This is a genomic window from Geodermatophilus sp. SYSU D00700 (assembly GCF_054050255.1).
In genome coordinates this window covers 16,952-34,165 of record NZ_JBJGZA010000027.1, presented here as the reverse complement: position 1 = coordinate 34,165, position 17,214 = coordinate 16,952, and the positions used below count along the sequence as shown (strand labels likewise).

The 17,214-nt window shown below is 76.0% G+C and carries 23 protein-coding genes; 14 read left to right on the top strand and 9 right to left on the bottom strand.

Annotated elements, in window-relative coordinates; all coding sequences use genetic code 11:
* Positions 1-90 precede the first annotated feature (90 nt).
* Genes ACI79V_RS17505 through ACI79V_RS17495 form a run of 3 tightly spaced genes read left to right on the top strand, consistent with a single transcriptional unit; the run spans position 91 to position 2,401 of the window.
* Positions 91-1,062 (top strand): alpha/beta hydrolase, encoded by a 972-nt coding sequence (locus ACI79V_RS17505; RefSeq protein WP_456891221.1) that lies wholly within the window; start codon positions 91-93, stop codon positions 1,060-1,062.
* Positions 1,059-1,712: an SDR family oxidoreductase gene (locus ACI79V_RS17500; RefSeq protein ID WP_456891218.1), complete on the top strand. Its 654-nt coding sequence runs from the start codon at positions 1,059-1,061 to the stop codon at positions 1,710-1,712. The genes ACI79V_RS17505 and ACI79V_RS17500 overlap by 4 nt, the downstream gene beginning before the upstream one ends.
* Positions 1,709-2,401 carry an SDR family NAD(P)-dependent oxidoreductase gene (locus tag ACI79V_RS17495; RefSeq protein ID WP_456891216.1) on the top strand — a complete coding sequence of 231 codons (693 nt, stop codon included), beginning with the start codon at positions 1,709-1,711 and terminating at the stop codon, positions 2,399-2,401. Before ACI79V_RS17500 ends, ACI79V_RS17495 begins: the two co-directional genes overlap by 4 nt.
* Before the next feature lie 19 nt (positions 2,402-2,420).
* Here the strand turns inward: ACI79V_RS17495 and ACI79V_RS17490 are convergent, their stop codons facing one another.
* Complete coding sequence (locus ACI79V_RS17490) at positions 2,421-3,356, bottom strand: LysR family transcriptional regulator (RefSeq protein WP_456891213.1); 936 nt, start codon at positions 3,354-3,356, stop codon at positions 2,421-2,423.
* Between the two features lie 119 nt (positions 3,357-3,475).
* Here ACI79V_RS17490 and ACI79V_RS17485 point away from each other — a divergent pair, with 119 nt between their 5' ends.
* From ACI79V_RS17485 to ACI79V_RS17460, 6 genes are all read left to right on the top strand, one after another.
* Positions 3,476-4,207 carry an SDR family NAD(P)-dependent oxidoreductase gene (locus ACI79V_RS17485; protein ID WP_456891211.1) on the top strand — a complete coding sequence of 244 codons (732 nt, stop codon included), beginning with the start codon at positions 3,476-3,478 and terminating at the stop codon, positions 4,205-4,207.
* A gap of 148 nt (positions 4,208-4,355) precedes the next feature.
* Positions 4,356-4,964: a ClpP family protease gene (locus ACI79V_RS17480; RefSeq protein WP_456891209.1), complete on the top strand. Its 609-nt coding sequence runs from the start codon at positions 4,356-4,358 to the stop codon at positions 4,962-4,964.
* Positions 4,961-5,200, top strand: a complete 240-nt coding sequence (locus ACI79V_RS17475; RefSeq protein WP_456891207.1) for a hypothetical protein — start codon at positions 4,961-4,963, stop codon at positions 5,198-5,200. Before ACI79V_RS17480 ends, ACI79V_RS17475 begins: the two co-directional genes overlap by 4 nt.
* 45 nt (positions 5,201-5,245) lie before the next feature.
* Entirely contained in the window at positions 5,246-6,223 is a 978-nt protein-coding gene (locus tag ACI79V_RS17470; RefSeq protein WP_456891205.1) for an NAD-dependent epimerase/dehydratase family protein, read from the top strand.
* A gap of 63 nt (positions 6,224-6,286) precedes the next feature.
* Positions 6,287-6,853 (top strand): isochorismatase family protein, encoded by a 567-nt coding sequence (locus ACI79V_RS17465; protein ID WP_456891203.1) that lies wholly within the window; start codon positions 6,287-6,289, stop codon positions 6,851-6,853.
* A gap of 76 nt (positions 6,854-6,929) precedes the next feature.
* Positions 6,930-8,429: a DUF222 domain-containing protein gene (locus ACI79V_RS17460; RefSeq protein WP_456891201.1), complete on the top strand. Its 1,500-nt coding sequence runs from the start codon at positions 6,930-6,932 to the stop codon at positions 8,427-8,429.
* A 39-nt stretch (positions 8,430-8,468) separates the two neighbouring features.
* Here the strand turns inward: ACI79V_RS17460 and ACI79V_RS17455 are convergent, their stop codons facing one another.
* Positions 8,469-9,284, bottom strand: coding sequence for an alpha/beta hydrolase (locus ACI79V_RS17455; protein ID WP_456891199.1), 816 nt, complete (start codon positions 9,282-9,284; stop codon positions 8,469-8,471).
* A 206-nt stretch (positions 9,285-9,490) separates the two neighbouring features.
* Here ACI79V_RS17455 and mgrA point away from each other — a divergent pair, with 206 nt between their 5' ends.
* Positions 9,491-10,522: an L-glyceraldehyde 3-phosphate reductase gene (gene mgrA / locus ACI79V_RS17450; protein WP_456891197.1), complete on the top strand. Its 1,032-nt coding sequence runs from the start codon at positions 9,491-9,493 to the stop codon at positions 10,520-10,522.
* Positions 10,523-10,587: 65 nt separating this feature from the next.
* On the opposite strand, the gene ACI79V_RS17445 is transcribed toward mgrA, so the two are convergent.
* The 3 genes from ACI79V_RS17445 to ACI79V_RS17435 form a co-directional block, all read right to left on the bottom strand.
* Positions 10,588-11,055, bottom strand: a complete 468-nt coding sequence (locus ACI79V_RS17445) for a BLUF domain-containing protein (RefSeq protein ID WP_456891195.1) — start codon at positions 11,053-11,055, stop codon at positions 10,588-10,590.
* Positions 11,056-11,151: 96 nt separating this feature from the next.
* Positions 11,152-11,580, bottom strand: coding sequence for a hypothetical protein (locus ACI79V_RS17440; RefSeq protein WP_456891193.1), 429 nt, complete (start codon positions 11,578-11,580; stop codon positions 11,152-11,154).
* Positions 11,577-11,834, bottom strand: coding sequence for a hypothetical protein (locus tag ACI79V_RS17435; protein ID WP_456875986.1), 258 nt, complete (start codon positions 11,832-11,834; stop codon positions 11,577-11,579). Before ACI79V_RS17435 ends, ACI79V_RS17440 begins: the two co-directional genes overlap by 4 nt.
* Before the next feature lie 49 nt (positions 11,835-11,883).
* On the opposite strand from ACI79V_RS17435, the gene ACI79V_RS17430 reads away from it, so the two are divergent.
* Positions 11,884-12,069, top strand: a complete 186-nt coding sequence (locus ACI79V_RS17430; RefSeq protein ID WP_456891192.1) for a hypothetical protein — start codon at positions 11,884-11,886, stop codon at positions 12,067-12,069.
* Positions 12,070-12,089: 20 nt separating this feature from the next.
* Positions 12,090-12,647: a putative glycolipid-binding domain-containing protein gene (locus tag ACI79V_RS17425; protein ID WP_456891190.1), complete on the top strand. Its 558-nt coding sequence runs from the start codon at positions 12,090-12,092 to the stop codon at positions 12,645-12,647.
* A gap of 8 nt (positions 12,648-12,655) precedes the next feature.
* On the opposite strand, the gene ACI79V_RS17420 is transcribed toward ACI79V_RS17425, so the two are convergent.
* On the bottom strand, positions 12,656-12,991 hold the full coding sequence (locus ACI79V_RS17420; RefSeq protein ID WP_456891189.1) for a VOC family protein: 336 nt from the start codon (positions 12,989-12,991) through the stop codon (positions 12,656-12,658).
* Between the two features lie 47 nt (positions 12,992-13,038).
* Between ACI79V_RS17420 and ACI79V_RS17415 the strand changes: the two genes are divergently transcribed.
* Positions 13,039-13,920 carry an SDR family oxidoreductase gene (locus ACI79V_RS17415; protein WP_456891267.1) on the top strand — a complete coding sequence of 294 codons (882 nt, stop codon included), beginning with the start codon at positions 13,039-13,041 and terminating at the stop codon, positions 13,918-13,920.
* Here ACI79V_RS17415 and ACI79V_RS17410 read toward each other — a convergent pair.
* Positions 13,913-14,596 carry an alpha/beta fold hydrolase gene (locus tag ACI79V_RS17410; RefSeq protein ID WP_456891187.1) on the bottom strand — a complete coding sequence of 228 codons (684 nt, stop codon included), beginning with the start codon at positions 14,594-14,596 and terminating at the stop codon, positions 13,913-13,915. The genes ACI79V_RS17415 and ACI79V_RS17410 overlap by 8 nt on opposite strands.
* 34 nt (positions 14,597-14,630) lie before the next feature.
* Positions 14,631-15,128: a MarR family winged helix-turn-helix transcriptional regulator gene (locus ACI79V_RS17405; protein ID WP_456891185.1), complete on the bottom strand. Its 498-nt coding sequence runs from the start codon at positions 15,126-15,128 to the stop codon at positions 14,631-14,633.
* 87 nt (positions 15,129-15,215) lie between these two features.
* Between ACI79V_RS17405 and ACI79V_RS17400 the strand changes: the two genes are divergently transcribed.
* Complete coding sequence (locus ACI79V_RS17400) at positions 15,216-15,893, top strand: GTP cyclohydrolase II (RefSeq protein WP_456891183.1); 678 nt, start codon at positions 15,216-15,218, stop codon at positions 15,891-15,893.
* Between the two features lie 142 nt (positions 15,894-16,035).
* On the opposite strand, the gene ACI79V_RS17395 is transcribed toward ACI79V_RS17400, so the two are convergent.
* Positions 16,036-17,208 carry an alpha/beta hydrolase family protein gene (locus ACI79V_RS17395; protein ID WP_456891181.1) on the bottom strand — a complete coding sequence of 391 codons (1,173 nt, stop codon included), beginning with the start codon at positions 17,206-17,208 and terminating at the stop codon, positions 16,036-16,038.
* Positions 17,209-17,214 lie beyond the last annotated feature (6 nt).

Here is a 17,214-nt window from a genome sequence, read left to right as displayed (position 1 = left end):
CCTCCCCCGCGTCACCGTGGACGCGCCCGGCCGGAGCCCCCGCCGGCCGGGCCCCTCGCTCCGTCGTCCCGCCCCGCCGTGGAGAGCGACATGACCGCTGCACCGCCGATGCCCGTGCGGACGGCGACCGCGCCGGCCCGGGTCCGCGACGAGCGGCGCCGCCGCGCCGACGGCGTGACGGCCGAGGCCGTCGTCTTCCCCGCCCACGGCACCCCGCTGGCCGGGGTGCTCTACCGGCCGGCGGGGGTCAGCGGTCCGCTGCCCGGTGTGGTGGTCACCGGCACCTGGACCAGCGTCCGGGAGCAGATGGCCGACCGGTACGCCGCCCGGCTGGCCGCCCGCGGTCACGCCGCGCTGGCCTTCGACCACACCGGTTACGGCACCAGCGGGGGAGCGCTGCGCGACTACGAGTCACCGGGGCTCAAGGCCCGCGACATCGGTGACGCGGTGGGCTACCTGGCCGGCCGCACCGACGTCGTCGACCCGGGGCGGATCGGTGCGCTCGGGGTCTGTGCCTCGGCGGGGTACACGGTCAGCAACGCCGTGGCCGACCCGCGGGTACGGGCGCTGGCCCTGGTGGCCCCCTGGTTGCACGACGCGGAGGTCGTGGCGGACACCTACGGCGGCGCCGAGGGCGTCGCGATGCGGATGGCCGCCGGTGCCCGGGCGCGCAGCCACCACGAGGCGACCGGCGAGGTGACCTACGTGCCGGCGGTCGGTGTCGGCGACCCGCTGACCGCGATGCCGTTCGACATCGACTTCTACCAGGACCCGCTGCGGGGAGGGGTACCCGCCTGGAGCAACCGCTTCGCCGTCATGGCCTGGCCTGGGTGGCTCACCTACGACCCGATCTCCCTGGCCCCGCGGGTGCGGCAGCCGGTGCTGCTCGTGCACAGCGAGGACGCCGCCATCCCGCAGGGCGCGCACCGGTTCGCCGCGTCGGTGGCCGGGACGATCGACCAGTACTGGGACGACGGCACCCAGTTCGACTTCTACGACGGCGACGCCCACGTCGACCGCGCCGTCTCCCTGGCCGGCGCCCACTTCGCCGAGCACCTGTGAGCACCCTGCTCGTCGTCGGCGGCTCGGGGCGCACCGGCCGGCGGGTCGTCCAGGGGCTGCTCGCCGCCGGGCAGCCCGTGACGGTCCTCAGCCGCCGGCCGCGGCCGGTCGCCGGGGTGGGGACGACCGTCGGAGACCTCGCCGACCCCGCCACGTGGCCGGCGGCCCTGGAGGGGGTCGGCGGGGTCGCGGTGTCGGTCGAACCGCCCTACGACGCCGACGGCGCCGAGGCGGTCATGCACCGCGGCGTGGCCGCCCTCGCCGCCGCCGCGGCGGACCGGGGGACCCGGGTCGTGCTGGTGAGCCAGATCTACGTCACCCGCCCGCAGGCGTACCCGGCGATGGCGCACGTGACCGAGGCCCGGTGGCGCGGTGAGCAGGCACTGCGGGCCAGCGGCGCCGACCACGCCGTCGTGCGGCCCGGCTGGCTCACCGACCGGCCCGCCACCGGCGTCCGGCTCGAGCAGGGCGACACCGGTGACGGGGAGACCAGCCGAGACACCGTGGCGGCGGCGTGCGTGCACCTGCTGCTGCGCCCACCCGGCGCGCCGGTCACCTTCGAGGTGTTCGACGACCCGGCGGCGGGGGCCGTGGACTGGACGGCGGCGCTGGCCGCCCTGGCCCCCGACCGCGTGGCGGGTGCGCGGTGAGGACCAGCGGCGTCGCGGTCGTCACCGGCGCCAACCGGGGGATCGGCCGGGAGGTGGTGGCCCGGCTCGCCGCCCGCGGGGTGACCACCGTCCTCGGGTCCCGTGACGAGGCGCGCGGCCGGGACGCCGCCCGTGGCATGACCGGTCCGGTCGTCGTCCGGCAGCTCGACGTCGCCGACCCGGCCAGCGTGGAGGCGCTGGTGTCCTGGCTGCGGATCGAGCACGGCGGCGTCGACGTGCTCGTCAACAACGCCGCCGTCCACTACGACACCTGGCAGACCGCGGTCGACGCCGACCTCGGCGTGGTCGCCGAGGCGCTGGCGGTCAACGTCGTGGGCGCCTGGCGGATGGCGGTGGCGCTGGCCCCGCTGCTTCGGCCGGGGGGCCGCCTGGTCAACGTCTCCAGCGGCGCCGGGTCCTTCGGGGAGACCGACGGCGCCGGCGGGGCGCCGGCCTACTCCGTGTCCAAGGCCGCCCTCGACATGCTCACCGTGAAGCTGGCCGCCGACCTGCGCCGCCGTCGCGTCCTGGTCAACGCCGTCTGCCCGGGCTGGGTGGCCACCGACATGGGCGGCGCGGGCGGCCGCCCGGTGGCCGACGGCGCGGCCAGCGTGCTGTTCGCCGTCGACGTCGGCGACGACGGGCCCAGCGGCGGCTTCTTCCGCGACGGCCGGCCGATCCCCTGGTGACCCGGTCGGGCGGTCGGACTCACCCGGCCGCGGCGGTCGGGGGGCCGGGCACTCCCGCGCCGGGCGTCGACCCCGCGGCCTCCACGCAGGCGGCCACGAAGTCATGGACGGCCGGCCGGGGGTCGCCGTCGCGCCACGCGATGGCCAGCTCACCGGGCGGCAGCCCGCGCACCGGACGGACCACGTACTCGGGACGGCGGTAGATCGCCGCGTTGCCGGCGCTGATCAGCGCGACGCCCAGGCCCCGGCCGAGGGCCTCCACCGTCTCCTCGGGGCCGTGCACCACCGCGCCGATCCGCACGGGGTGGCCGTCGCGGGCCTCGACCGCCAGCCAGTAGTCCCGCAGGCTGCCCGTCGACTCGGGCAGCGCGAGGAACGGCTCGTCGTAGAGGTCGGCCATCGTGAGCTCGGCCCGCTCGGTGAGGGGGTGGGCGGCGGGCAGCGCCAGGTGCCGCTCCTCCCGGACGAGCACCCGGTGGGCCAGCCCGCTGTCCTCGGGCAGGGGCAGCCAGCAGAACGCGAGGTCGGCGGCGCCCGAGGTCAGGCCGGCGGTGCGGTCGTCGAACGTCGTCTGCTGGAACTGGACGGTGAAGCCCGGGTGGCGCTGCTCGAACGCCTCGACCGCGGCCGGGATCAGGCCGCGGCCCACGCCCACCGACATCCCGACCGTGATCGTCCGGCTCGCGGCGGCGACCGCCTCGGCGACGGCGTGCTGGGCCTCGTCCCACGTCGCGACCGTCGCCCGGGCGTAGGGGACCAGGGCCCGGCCGGCGGTGGTCAGGGTGACCCCGCGCGGCCCGCGGGCGAACAGCGGCGCGCGGACGTGCTGCTCGAGCACCTGGATCTGCCGGCTCAGCGCGGGCTGGGAGACGAACAACCGCTGGGCGGCGCGGGTGAAGTGCAGCTCGTCGGCCACCGCGAGGAAGTACCGGAGGTCCCGCAGGTGCACGTCCATGAGGGGGTGCTATCACGCCCGGCATTGGACCGACAGTTCTGCAGGTCCTGCACTGACGGAGGACGGTCGGCGGTGACCGACCGCGACGAGTGGAGGGTCACGTGCAGGGACGACCCACCGTGGCCGCACGGCCTCCGGCAGCGTCCCGGGTGCCGCCGGCGGTGGTCGTGGTGACCGGCGCCAACCGCGGCATCGGGTTCGAGCTCGTGCGCCGGCTCGCGCTCCGCGGTGACACCCCCGTCATGGCCGTGCGCGACCTGCGCCGCGGGCTGACCGCGGCCCGGGAGCTCGGGGCGCGCGACGGCGTCCGCCTCGACGTCGTCCGGCTCGACGTGACCGACCCGTCCAGCTGCACCCGGGCCGCCGAGGAGGTGCGCCGCTGCCACGGCCGGGTCGACGCCCTCGTGAACAACGCCGCGGCGCCCCGTGACGTGCGCGGCACCGCCGCCGCGGCGGACCTCGAGCAGGTCCAGCGGGCGTGGGAGGCCAACGTGCTGGGCGCCTGGCGGACCACGCAGGCCTTCCTCCCCCTGCTGCGGCGGAGCTCCGCCGGACGGGTGGTCAACGTGTCCGCGGAGGCCGCGTCGCTGGTCAACATGGGCGGGGGAGCGCCCGCGTTCCGCGTCTCGAAGGCCGCCCTCAACGCCCTGACCCGCATGCTGGCCGCCGAGCTCGGGCGCGAGGGCATCGCGGTGAACTCCGTCTGCCCCGGCTGGGTGGCGACCGACGACCGCGGCACCGGCGGACGGTCGGCGGACGACGCGGCCGCCAGCATCCTGCGGGCGGTCGACCTGCCGCCCGGGGGCACCACCGGCGACTTCCTCCGGGACGGCCGCCGCCTGCCCTGGTGATGCCGACGCGGCGCCGTCGACACCATTTCGCCATCGGCGCAAGAAATGCGCGGAAAGCGTAATGGTGCCATTTCGCTGCGCATTTCCGCGGATCTCCCGATTGACTGCGACCGTCCGGTCCCGGCGGTCCCCAGGAGGTCTGAGAACGATGACGACGAACGGCCACGGCTCGCTGCAGGACGCCGTCCTCGACCGGCTGCTGCAGGAGCGCATCGTCGTCCTGGGCAGCCAGGTCGACGACGACGTCGCCAACCAGCTGTGCGCGCGGATGCTGCTGCTGGCGGCCGACGACCCCACCCGGGACGTGCACCTCTACGTCAACTCACCCGGTGGCTCGGTCACCGCGGGGATGGCCGTGTACGACACGATGCAGTTCATCGCCTGCGACGTCGCCACCTACGCGTTCGGCATGGCGGCCTCGATGGGCCAGTTCCTGCTGACGGCCGGCACGCCGGGCAAGCGGTACGCCCTGCCGCGCACCCGGATCCTCGTCCACCAGCCCTCGGCCGGCGTCGGGGGCACGCAGTCCGACATCGCCGTCCAGGCCGACATGCTGCGCCGCCTCAAGCGCGAGGTGAACGAGCTGCAGGCGCGGCACACCGGGCAGACCGTGGAGCGGATCGAGCGCGACTCCGACCGCGACCGGTGGTTCACCGCGGAGCAGGCCGTCGAGTACGGGCTGGTCGACCACGTCGTCGGGTCGGCGGCGGCCCTGCCCGGCCCGGCCCTCGTCCCCGCCGGCGGGGGCGCGCGGTGACCGACTGGCTGAGCGCGGCGCTGCACGAGGACCGGTCGGCGGAGCTGCGGCGCTCGGTGCTGCACCACCGCCGGGTCGCCGCGGCGCGGCGCCGGGCGCACGCCCGGGAGCTGGCGCGCCGGGCCGCCGCGCTGGCCGAGCGCTCCGCCGTCCTCGCCGCCCGTGCGGCGCTGCTGTCGACGGGCCCGCACGCCGTGGCGGATCCTCCGGCGAGGGGGCGGGTCGCCGCGCGGTGATCCCGCGGGCGGGGTCCCGCTGCGCGGCCGTGCCAGGGTGGGGCCGTGCGCGTCCTGGTCACCGGCAGCTCGGGACACCTCGGTGAGGCGCTGGTCCGCGTGCTGCGCGCCGCCGGCGACGACGTCGTCGGCCTGGACCTGCTGCCCTCGCCGTGGACCGACGCCGTCGCCTCGGTCGGTGACCGGGGCGCGGTCCGCGCCGCGCTGGCCGGCGTCGAGGCCGTGCTGCACACCGCCACGCTGCACAAGCCGCACGTCGGCACGCACGACCGCCAGGCGTTCGTCGACACCAACGTCACGGGCACGCTCACCGTGCTGGAGGAGGCGGTGGCCGCCGGCGTCGGCCGGGTCGTGGTCACCAGCACGACCTCGGCCTTCGGTCGCGCGCTGACCCCGGCGCCGGGGGAGCCCGCCGCGTGGGTCACCGAGGTGGTGGCCCCGCGGGTGCGCAACGTCTACGGCGCCACCAAGGTCGCTGCCGAGGACCTCTGCGAGCTGCTCGCCCGCGACACCGGCCTGCCCGTGGTCGTGCTGCGCACCTCCCGGTTCTTCCCCGAGGGCGACGACGCCGACGACGTCCGCCGCGCGTACGACGACGACAACGTCAAGGTCAACGAGCTGCTGCACCGGCGCGTGGACCTCGCCGACGTGGTCTCCGCCCACCGCGCCGCACTCGACCGGGCACCGGCGCTCGGGTTCGGCCGCTACGTCGTCAGCGCCACCACGCCGTTCCTCCGCGAGGACCTCGCCGGGCTGCGCACCGACGCCCCGGCCGTCGTCGCCCGCCTCTTCCCCGACGCGCCGGCCCTGTACGAGCGGCTGGGCTGGCGGCTGTTCCCCTCGATCGACCGGGTGTACGTCAACGCCGCCGCCCGCGCCGACCTCGGCTGGACGCCGGAGTACGACTTCCGCGCCGCCCTCGACCTGCTCGCCGCCGGGCGCCCGCCGCGCAGCGAGCTGGCCCGGACCGTCGGCGCGAAGGGCTACCACGCGGAGCCGACCGGGCCGTACACCGTGCGCTGACGCCGCGATCGTCGGTGGGCCGTGCCAGGGTGACCCGACCGGCGGACGACCCGAGGGGACGGCATGACCACGTTGCAGGACAGGCCCCACAGCGCGCTGCTCGTCGTCGACGTGCAGAACGGCGTCGTCGGCGGAGCCCACGCGCGCGACGAGGTCGTCGCCACGATCGCCGGGCTGGTCGACCGGGCGCGCGGTGAGCGGGTCCCGGTCGTGTGGGTGCAGCACGACGACGAGGAGCTGGCGCGCGACAGCGACGAGTGGCGGATCGTCCCCGAGCTCGCCCCGGCCGAGGCCGAGCCGCGGATCGAGAAGCACTACGGCGACTCGTTCGAGGGCACCGACCTCGAGCAGGTGCTGGCCGGGCTCGGCGTCGGCCGGCTCGTGGTCACCGGCGCGGAGACCGACGCCTGCATCCGCGCTACGCTGCACGGCGCGGTGGTCCGCGGCTACGACGCGCTGCTGGTCGGGGACGCGCACACCTGCGGCGACAAGACGCAGTGGGGCGCGCCGCCGCCCGAGCAGGTCGTCGCGCACACCAACCTGTACTGGGGCTTCTCGGGTGCGCCCGGGCGCACCGCCGGCACGGTCGCTGCGGCCGAGGTCGACCTGCGGGGGACGCCCACCGCCTGACGAGTGCGTGTGCACGGCGACCCATTGCCGCTCTGAGCTGCGGGTTCTGTCGTACCCCGGCCGTAGGTTCGCTGTCGTGGAGGTCGTGGAGCACCGGTCGCCGGTGGAGCAGGCGTTGCTCGATGCGGTGATCGCGACGCCCGCGCCGTTCCGCCGGCTACCGGTGTCCCTGTTGTCGCGGGAGCAGAAGGCCGCCGAGCTGCAGCGGGTCGCCGCACTCAAGGCGATGACGGCGGCCTACGAGGCGGAGCTGGTCCTGGGCCTGGCCGACGACTCTCCCGATGACGACGATCCGCCGCCGGGCACGCCGGGTGCGCGGTCGTGGAAGCCCGACACCGAGCTGCCGGGGGTGTCGGAGTTCTTCACCGCCGAGCTGGCGCTGGTGCTCAACTGCGGCCGCGGCACCGCCAACCACCTGGCCCACCGCGCCTGGACCTACCGGGAGAAGCTGCCCGCCACCTGGGCGGCGCTGGCCGCCGGTGAGCTGGACGAGACCCGCGCCAAGGCGCTGGTGGATGTGCTCGAACACGCCCCGGCGGGGATCGCCCGGCGGATCGAGGCGGCGCTGCTCCCGGAGGCCGGGCAGTGGACGGTGGGCCGGCTCAAGCAGCGGGCGCTGGCGCTGCTGCTCGACCTGGACGCCGACGCCGTCGGACAGCGGAAGGAGCAGGCGCGGCGCCGGGCGGACGTGCGGGTGGATCCCTCCCCGTTGGAGGGCATGGCCACGCTGGCCGCCGAGCTACCTGCCGAGGTGGCCGCCGCCTGCCACGCGCTGGTCGACTCACTCGCCGGGATGCTCAAGGCCGACGGCGACCCCCGGCCGATCGGCGAGCTGCGCTGCGCGGTGCTCGCCGACCTGCTCCAGCGCCCGTGGGAGGCCGCCCGTCCGGCGGTGACCGCGCACCTGACCATCATCGCCGGCCTCGCCGCGCTGGCCGGCCACTCGGCGGAGGCCGGGGAGGTCAACGGGCTGCCCATCACCGCCACCCACCTGCGCGGGCTGCTGGCCGAGTTGGACGCGCTCGGCGTGCGGGCGCCCGACGGCGGGTCGGTGACGGTGGCGCTGACCGACGCCGACGGCACGCTGCGCGCCACCGGCACGCTGGACCGGCTGCGCCGGCTGGCCGCCCGCGGCTGCCCCGCCCACCCCGACGAGCCGGACTGCGGATGCCCGGTGCTCGACCGGCCCGACCCGGTCGACCGCTACACCCCCACCGCGGCGCAGCAGGCGTTCGTGCGCACCCGCGACCGCACCTGCCGGTTCCCCACCTGCGGGCAGCGGGTCGGCTGGGCCGACGCCGACCATGTCCTCCCCCACGCCGACGGCGGGGTCACCGACTGCGCCAACCTGTGCTGCCTGTGCCGCTCCCACCACCGGCTCAAGACCTTCGCCCGCGGCTGGCGCTTCCACCTGCACCCCGACGGGACCCTCACCGTCACCACACCCTCCGGCATCACGAGAACGACCCGCCCACCCGGGGTGCGACCACCCCCGGCAGCACCCGACCCACCACCGGACGACACCAGGCCACTCCCGCCATCCGCCGACCCGGTCGACGACCCACCGCCGTTCTGACGGGCTGGGCACACTCCGCGACCGGGCGCGACCGTCCGCTCAGGCCCGGACGGCGGGGCGGACCTGGGCGAGCACGAACGCGGCGACGACGTCGTGCACGGTCTCCCGGTCGTGCTCGTTGAGGACGTCGTGCAGGTCGCCGGGGAACGTGCGCAGCGTGGCCCGGGGCAACCGCGCGACCAGCGCGCGCGAGTGCTCGACCGGCACCATCGGGTCCGACTCGCCGTGCAGGAACAGCGTCGGGATCGACGGCTGCCCCGCGGCGACCCCCGCCTCCACCTCGGGCCAGGCGGCCTCGATCGCCACCATCGTCTGCCGGGGGACGGGCCCGCGGTGCACCAGCGGGTCGTGCAGCAGCCGGTCCAGGTACTCGGGGTGGGTGCTGAACATCCGGCTGGGGTCGGGGTCCTCGACGTCCTCGGCCTCCGCGGCCATCAGGGCCTCGACCCAGGGCAGGCACTGGGCCGGTGGCGCGGAGACCACCAGGGCCTGCGCCAGGTCGGGGGACCGCTGGGCCAGCAGCAAGGCGGCCACCCCGCCGCCGGAGTGCCCCATCAGCACCAGCGGGCGGCCGGGGTGCTCGGCCTGGGCGATGCCGGCCAGGGTCCGGGCGTCGTCGACGTAGTCGTCCCACGAGACCATGAGGTCGCGCTCGCCGTCGCTGCGGCCGTGGCCGATGGCGTCCAGGGCGTGCACGGCGATGCCGTCGGCGGCCAGCCGCCGGCCGAGGGGCTCGTACAGGCCCACGTGCTCGCCGAAGCCGCCGTGGCAGAAGACGACGACGGCGCGCACCTCGCCGTCGGGGAGCCACGCGGTGTGGTGGATGCGGCCGCGGGAGCCGTCGAAGAAGGGCATCGCGCCCCTCCCTCCAGGTCGGGTGGACGTGACCCCCGCGGCCGCGCATCCTCCTCGCCGCCGGCCCGCCGCAGCGCGGCTCCGCGCACCGCTGGGCGGCGACCCCGGCGCAGCGTCACCGGCCGGCGTCCGATCGCCTACGCAGCGCGGTCGCAGCTCGGCGGCTCCCCGGTTCGGGTCCTCGCGCGCCGGGCAGGACAGCGGCCATGGCCCACACCGCAGCGCAGGACCGCTACGACTCCATGACCTACCGCCGCACCGGCCGCAGCGGCCTGGACCTCCCCGCGATCAGCCTCGGGCTGTGGCACAACTTCGGCGACGACGTCCCGCTGGAGCGGCAGCGCGCGGTGCTGCGGAGGGCCTTCGACCTGGGCATCACCCACTTCGACCTGGCCAACAACTACGGGCCGCCCTACGGCAGCGCCGAGACCAACTTCGGCCGGCACCTGCGCGACGACCTCCACCCCTACCGCGACGAGCTGGTGCTCTCCACCAAGGCCGGCTACGACATGTGGCCCGGCCCCTACGGGCAGGGCGGCGGCTCGCGGAAGTACCTGCTCGCCAGCCTCGACCAGTCGCTGCGCCGGATGGGTGTCGAGTACGTCGACGTCTTCTACTCCCACCGGCCCGACCCCACGACGGCGCTGGAGGAGACGATGGGCGCGCTCGACACCGCCGTCCGGTCGGGCAAGGCGCTCTACGCCGGCATCTCGTCGTACTCGCCGCAGGACACCGCGCGGGCCGCGGCTGTCCTCGACGATCTCGGCACGCCCCTGCTCATCCACCAGCCCAGTTACTCGATGCTCAACCGCTGGATCGAGACCGAGGGCCTGCTCGACACGCTCGCCGAGGTCGGCGCCGGCTGCATCGCGTTCTCACCGCTGGCCCAGGGGATGCTCACCGACAAGTACCTGTCCGGCATCCCCGAGGGCTCGCGCGCCAGCCAGGGCAAGTCGCTGTCGACCGACCTGCTCACCGAGGAGGCGCTGGGCCGCATCCGGGAGCTGGACGGGATGGCGCGGGAGCGCGGGCAGTCCCTCGCCCAGATGGCGCTGGCCTGGGCGCTGCGCGACCCGCGGGTGACCAGCGTGCTCGTCGGCGCCAGCAGCGTCGCCCAGCTCGAGCAGAACGTCGCCGCCCTCGACCGCCTCGACTTCTCCGCCGACGAGCTCGCCCGCATCGACCGGCACGCCGTCGACACCGGCGTCGACCTGTGGGAGGGCCCCCGCACCGCCTGAGCCCGCAGCGCCTGAGCCCGCCCTGCCTGGGACCGGGGCGGTGTCGCGGGCACGGGCTCCGCGGGTCACACCGTCTCGGCGGCCGCCCGCACGGCGTCTCGCACGACCCCGAGCACCTCCTCCTGCTCGGGGGTCGTCGGGTGCCCGGCGGCGCGCGCGATGCCATCGGTGTGCGCGATCAGGGGGATGTCCCGGTCGCCGTCGTCGGACACCCGGGCCATCGCCCAGCGGGCGAAGCGCCGGTTCGGGACCCGCTGGCCGTGGAGGAGCGTCACGAACTCGTGGCGCCGATCGCGCGCGATCGTGGCGTAGAGCGACCGTACGGTGGCCTCCTCGCCCTCGAGCACCTGGACGAACCAGTCGGCGTGGACCAGCAGTGCGCCGGTGACCCCGCGGCCCTTGTCGTCCCGGCGCGCCTGGCTGAACAGCCGGCCGAGCTCCTCCTTGCGCTCCTCGGCCGGGATCAGGTTGCGGCTGCGGTACACCAGGCGGAAGACGTCGCCGGATGCGGTGTCACGCGCGGCATCTGTCATGGCGTCCCCTCGGTTCGACGGAGTCCTCCACCGTCATCCTGTGAGGGGCGAGCGGGCCGGCTGTCTCGATGTGAGACGCCCGCCCGGCCGGAGAGTTCAGCGCCGGCGACGGCGGGCGAGCAGCACCACCGCCACGAGGACGAGCGCCGCGACCGGCGCGGCCGGCCCGCCGCTGAGCAGCGTGCCCGCCGGGTGCAGCCGCGCGTGCCGCGTGCCGAGCAGCGCCGAGCCCGCCGCCGAGTCGACGTCGGCGCCCAGGCTGAGCACCCGGCCGCCGGGACCGTCGAGCCGCGCGGTCAGCCCCCGGCCGGCCAGGGTGTCGGCCACCCGGGCGAGTTCCGCCCGGCCGGGCGGGCCCTGCGTGGCCGCCCCGCCCGCCACCCGCACCGCGGAGAACAGCCGCCGGACGTCGGGGGAGGCGGCGGTGATCTCTGACCCGGACGCCCACACCCGCAGCGGGAGGCCGTCGACCTCGAGGGACAGGTCGGCGGAGACCTCGAGCGCCGGGTCGCCCTCCGGGGTCATCCCCGGCTGGCGTTCTCGGCGGTGGTGATGCGCAGCGTGCCGTTGAGCTTCCAGGTGGCGCGCGGGGAGTCCGGGCCGGTCTCGCGCGGCACCTCGACGGTCATGTCGACGAACTCGTAGTTGATCGCCGCGCCCTTGCCGGTGAGGTAGGACCACATCTCCTTGCCGAGGTCGGCGAAGCTCGTCGACTCGTGCGACTTGATGTCGCGCGGGCCGGTGGCGGCGTCGCGGGTGGTCGTGTCGGGAACGGTCATCGCAGGTCTCCCTCGTCTCGGCGGTGTGCGACTCGGCGGCGCACTACCCGTGTCCCCGCGGCCACACACGACCCCCGGCGGACGGCTCCGTTTCCAGAGACCGGCCGCGACGTCGCGCAGCGCGGTCGCGGTCGGCGGCGCGCTCGCCGGCCACACCGTGCTCGACCGGCTGCGTCCGCACCGCCTGCCGACGCTGGTGCTCACCGCCGTCCTCGACCGGTGCGAGCAGGGCTGAGCGGCTCTAGCGTGCGCGGCGTGGACCCCCGGGTGGTGGCGTGGCGGCGCAGCGACGAGGAGCAGGGGCACAGCCTGGCCCGGGTCGAGCGGCGCGGGGACGGCTGGCTGCTCCACGGCACCGAGGTGCTGGCCGGACCGACGCTGCTCGCCTGCGCGTTCCGGGTCGAGGTCGACGGCGCCTGGGCGACCCGGGCGGTCGAGGTGACCGCGGTGTCCGCCGCCGGGGAGCGGCGGTTGACGCTCACGGCCGACGGCGACCGGCGCTGGTGGCGCGACGGCGCCCGCGCACCGGAGCTCGACGGCTGCGTCGACGTCGACGTCGCCGCGACCCCGCTGACCAACACCTTCCCGATCCGGCGGCTCGCGGCGCTGGAGGTCGGTCGGCAGGTGACCTCGCCGGTGGCGTGGGTCGACGTCCCGGCGCTCGGCGTGACCCGCGTCGACCAGACCTACCGCCGGCTGGGACCGCGGCGGTGGGAGTACGCGGACGCCGCGCACGGCGCCTTCAAGCTCACCGTCGACGACGACGGCCTCGTCGTCGACTACACCGGCTTCGCCACCCGCGTCGCCGGGTGACGGCATCCTCACGCGCCGACGAGGACCACCCGGTTGCCCTCGGGGTCGCCCAGCCGCAGGACGCGGCTGCCCCCGCCGGGCTGCGGGCCGTCGTGCGTGATCCCGGCGGCCGTCAGGTCGCGCGCGACAACGTCGGAGTCGGCGACCTCGAGCACCACGGTCGACCGGCCGCTGCGCCCGGGCTCCCGCCACACCTGGACGCCGCCGGAGTCGGTGAGGTGCCACTCGAGCAGGCCGTCCATGGGACGGCTGTCGGGGGCACGGCCGAACAGCGTGGCGTACCAGCGCTCGGCGCGGTCGAGGTCGGCGACGGTGGCCTGGGCCAGGACGCGGGTGGCCTGCACCGGGATCTCCTCGCGGTCGGGCCGCGGCGGCACCGCGGCGCGTCGGTCTGTCCGCAGGGCAGACCGCCCGGCGGCCGGGGACTCATCGGTGTCGTCGAGGACCGCCGCGCGGCCGGCGGCGGACCGGGGTAGGGAGGGAGGCATGCAGCTCCAGGACGCCGTCACCGTCGTCACCGGGGGCCGGCAGCGGCATCGGCGCCGCGCTGGCCCGCCGTTTCGCCGCCGAGGGCGCGGCCGCCCTCGTGGTCAGCGACCGCGACGGCGCGGCCGCGGAGCGCGTCGCCGGGGAGATCGGCGGGACGGCCGACACCACCGACGTCAGCGACGAGGCCGCCGTCACGGCGCTGGTCGAGCGGACGCTGGCCGAGCACGGCCGCATCGACCTGTTCTGCTCCAACGCCGGCGTCTTCGCCGGCGGCGGGCTCGAGGTCGCCACCGATGACTGGCAGCGGGTGTTCGCCGTCAACGTGCTCGCCCACGTGTACGCCGCCCGCGCGGTGCTGCCCTCGATGCTCGAGCGCGGCTCGGGGTACCTGCTCAACGTGGCCTCCTCGGCGGGGCTGCTCACCACGCCGGGCGACGCCCCGTACACGGTGACCAAGCACGGCGCGGTCGCGCTGGCCGAGTGGCTGGCGGTGACCTACGGCGACCGGGGCATCGGTGTCAGCGTGGTCTGCCCGCTCGGCGTGGCGACCCCGCTGCTGCTCGACCCGCTGGAGCAGGGCAACCCGTCGGCGTCGGTCGTGGTCGCCTCGGGGGAGGTCATCGCAGCCGAGGACGTCGCGCGGTCGGTGGTCGAGGCGCTGGCCGAGGAGCGGTTCCTGGTCCTGCCGCACCCCGAGGTGGGCACCTACTGGGCGCAGAAGGCCGCCGACCCGGAGCGGTGGCTGGCCGGCGTGCGGAAGCTGGTGCGACGCACGGTCAGCTGACCGTGCGCACCCGCTCGGCGACGAGGTCGGCGACGGCGTCCGGGCGGGTGACGAGCGGGCTGTGCCCGCAGGCCCACGCCACGGTGCGGGTGGCGCGGGCGGCCATGGCGCGCTGCCGCTCCGGGTGGACGACCTCGTCGGCGGTGCAGACGACGTAGGTCGACGGCACGGTCCGCCACGCGACCGCCTCCGGGACCCCGCGGAACACCGCCCGGCCCACCGGGCGCAGCCGGGCGGCGCACGCCGACGCGGTGTCCGGGTCGGCGTCCCCGTACAGCAGCCGCGGGCCGAGCGCGGGGTCGAGGCCGACCTCGTCCCCGGACACGACCATCGCCTCGCCGAGCCGGGTGTCGGGCAGGTCGCCGAACCGGGTCCGGCTCACCGACTCGCCCTCGTCGAGGGCGAACGCCGCCAGGTAGACCAGCTCCCGCACCAGCGGGTGGGCGCCGGCGGCGGTGACCACCGCGCCGCCGTAGGAGTGCCCGACCAGGACGGCGGGGCGGCCGGCGGCGTCCAGCGCGTCGCGCGCGGCCGCGGTGTCGGCCGGCAGGTCGGTGAGCGGCAGCTCCACGGCCACGCTGTCGACGCCGCGGTCGTCCAGCGCCGCGCGGACGGCGTCCCAGCACCAGGCGCCGTGCCAGAGGCCGTGCACCAGCACGGCGAGGGGAGTGCTCATCCGGTCCAGCATGGCGGGTGCTCCCCGGCCCGGTTCACCCGCCGGTGGCGCGCCTGCCGTGCCCGGCGGCCAGCCGGCCCTCCGGGTCGAGCCGCTCGAGCAGCGCGCCGGCGATCTCGGCGAGCTGGCCGACCTGCTCCGGGGTGAGCGCGTCGACGACGTGCTCGCGGACGGTGGCCACGTGACCGGGCGCCGTGGCGCGGACCGTCGCCCAGCCCTCGTCGGTCAGGCGCGCGTTGGTGGCGCGGCCGTCGGAGGGGCACGGCGCCCGCTCGACCAGCCCGCGGTCCTCGAGCCGGCGCACGACGTGGGACAGCCGGGGCAGCGTGGCGTTGGTGCGGGTGGCCAGCTCGGTCATGCGCAGGGTCCGCCGCGGGGCCTCCGACAGCATCGCGAGCACGTGGTAGTCGAAGTGGGTCAGCCCGGCGTCGCGGCGCAGCTGGCCGTCGAGGACGCCCGGCAGCAGCTCGACGACGGCGACCAGGCGCACCCACGCCGTCATCTCCGCCTCGCTCAGCCACCGGGGTTCCACGACGACATCGTCCCACCCGGTCACTTGTAGGTTCAACTTCCTGGGGCTAGGGTCGTCACTTGTAGGTACAAGTGATCGGAGGTCGCGATGACCCTCTCCCTCGACGCCGACGTGGTGTCCCCGGCTCCCGCGGCCACCGTGCGCACCCGCGTGACGGTGCCGCTGCGCTTCGCCGACGGGTACGCCACGACGGCGGAGGTGCTGACCTTCGACGGGCTCGCCGACGGCCGCGAGCACCTGCTGCTCGGGCTGGGCGACTGGCGCGCCGCGCTCGCCGGGTCGGCCGCCGGGGGAGCGGCGCCGCTCGTCCGCCCGCACAGCGAGTGCCTCACCGGCGACGTCTTCGGCTCGGAGCGCTGCGACTGCGGCCCGCAGCTGCGCGAGGCCGCCGAGCGGATCACCGATGCCGGCGGGTTCCTGCTCTACCTGCGCCAGGAGGGCCGCGGCATCGGCCTGTACGCCAAGCTCGACGCCTACGCGCTGCAGGACGCCGGCCTCGACACCTACGAGGCCAACCGGGCGCTGGGCCGCGGCGAGGACGAGCGCGACTACACCGCCGCCGCGCAGATGCTGCAGGCGGTGGGCGCCGACCGCGTCCGGCTGCTGTCGAACAACCCCGACAAGGCCGCCGCGCTCGAGCTGCTCGGCGTCGCGGTGACCGAGCGGGTGCCCACCGGCGTCCACCTGTCGGCGGCCAACGCCCGCTACCTCGCCGTCAAGCGGGACCACACCGCGCACACCCTCGACCTGCCGCTGGCGGGCTGACCCGCGCACCCGGCCCCGCGAGTGGTCACCGGCCGTGGTCGTGGCACGGGGGTGACCACGTCAGGTGACCACTCGGCGCCCGTTGTCGACCTGGTGCTCTCTCCGCGTCCGGGAGACCGCGCCAGGTCGACACGGGGCGGGGTCAGGCGCGGCCGCGGGCCAGCTCGGCGAAGGTGTCGGCCACCCAGTCGGCGACGAAGGTGCTCACGTACGGCAGGTGGTCCAGGCCGATGTGCTCGGTGGCGCCCTCCTCGGGGGTGAACACCCGCAGCTCCCGCTTGGGGGAGTTGACCGCCTGGTCGTGGGAGCGGTGCGCCATCTCCAGCGGGATCTGCCGGTCGTTGGCGCCGTGCGCGACCAGGAACGGCACGGTGATGTTCTCGACGACGCCCTCGAGGTTCACCGCGTCGGCGAACTCGATGAACTCGTCGAGGTCGGTGTGGCCCCACACCCACAGCACGTGCTCCCAGTAGTGCGGCACCGGCCGCTCGCCCTCGCGGTGCCGCCGGCGCCGCTGCACCGCGCCCCAGTCGTGGTTGGCCCCCCACGCCACGCAGAGGGCGAACCGCTTCTCGAACGCCGCGGCGCGCGGGGCGTAGTAACCGCCCAGCGACCAGCCCACGATCCCGATCCGGGAGGCGTCGACGTCGTCGCGGGTCTCCAGCCAGTCGACGGCGGCCGCGCCCCACGCCTCGGTGTCGACCCGCGCGGTGAGCCCCTGCAGCCGCAGCGCCTCGCCGGTGCCGGGCTGGTCGAGCATCAGGCAGGAGATGCCGCGGGCGGCCAGCTCCTCCCAGTGGTTCGAGGCGTACATGTGCTCCTTGGTCGAGTCCAGCCCGTTGACCAGCACGACCACCGGCACCGGGCCGTCGTCGGCGGCCGGCGCGGCAGAGAAGTAGGCCGGCAGCGTCGTCCCCTCGTAGGGGACCTCCACCCGGGAGACGCGCGGGCTGTGCGTCTCGAAGGCCTTCTGCGCGATCTCGAGCATCCGGCGGTAGGTGGGCACCCGGTTCGGGTCGGAGTGGGCGAGCATCCGCTCGGCCTGGGCGAGGTAGTTCGACGCCCGGAACCACAGCTGCCCGGCGGTGCGGGTGTGCCCGGCCTTCTCCGCCGCCTCGGCCTGCTCGACGAGCTGGTCGGTCAGCGCGGTCCAGGCGCGCAGGAAGTCCGGCGTGCCGGCGTCCTCGCCGGCGTCGGCGGCGTCCTTGATCGGCCGGCAGGCGCGGTCGACCTCGTCGATGAGCCCGCCGGAGTTCAGCGTGGCGACCACGCTGAGGTTCCAGGTGTACGGGCCGGTGGGGAAGTACTCGAACACTGCGGG

Bases quoted from the DNA above. Each gene is read 5' to 3' on its own strand.
- ACI79V_RS17505 (WP_456891221.1), top strand. From the start codon at position 91: ATGACCGCTGCACCGCCGATGCCCGTGCGGACGGCGACCGCGCCGGCC.
- ACI79V_RS17490 (WP_456891213.1), bottom strand. From the start codon at position 3,356: ATGGACGTGCACCTGCGGGACCTCCGGTACTTCCTCGCGGTGGCCGAC.
- ACI79V_RS17480 (WP_456891209.1), top strand. From the start codon at position 4,356: ATGACGACGAACGGCCACGGCTCGCTGCAGGACGCCGTCCTCGACCGG.
- ACI79V_RS17465 (WP_456891203.1), top strand. From the start codon at position 6,287: ATGACCACGTTGCAGGACAGGCCCCACAGCGCGCTGCTCGTCGTCGAC.
- ACI79V_RS17455 (WP_456891199.1), bottom strand. From the start codon at position 9,284: ATGCCCTTCTTCGACGGCTCCCGCGGCCGCATCCACCACACCGCGTGG.
- mgrA (WP_456891197.1), top strand. From the start codon at position 9,491: ATGGCCCACACCGCAGCGCAGGACCGCTACGACTCCATGACCTACCGC.
- ACI79V_RS17445 (WP_456891195.1), bottom strand. From the start codon at position 11,055: ATGACAGATGCCGCGCGTGACACCGCATCCGGCGACGTCTTCCGCCTG.
- ACI79V_RS17440 (WP_456891193.1), bottom strand. From the start codon at position 11,580: ATGACCCCGGAGGGCGACCCGGCGCTCGAGGTCTCCGCCGACCTGTCC.
- ACI79V_RS17435 (WP_456875986.1), bottom strand. From the start codon at position 11,834: ATGACCGTTCCCGACACGACCACCCGCGACGCCGCCACCGGCCCGCGC.
- ACI79V_RS17410 (WP_456891187.1), bottom strand. From the start codon at position 14,596: ATGAGCACTCCCCTCGCCGTGCTGGTGCACGGCCTCTGGCACGGCGCC.
- ACI79V_RS17400 (WP_456891183.1), top strand. From the start codon at position 15,216: ATGACCCTCTCCCTCGACGCCGACGTGGTGTCCCCGGCTCCCGCGGCC.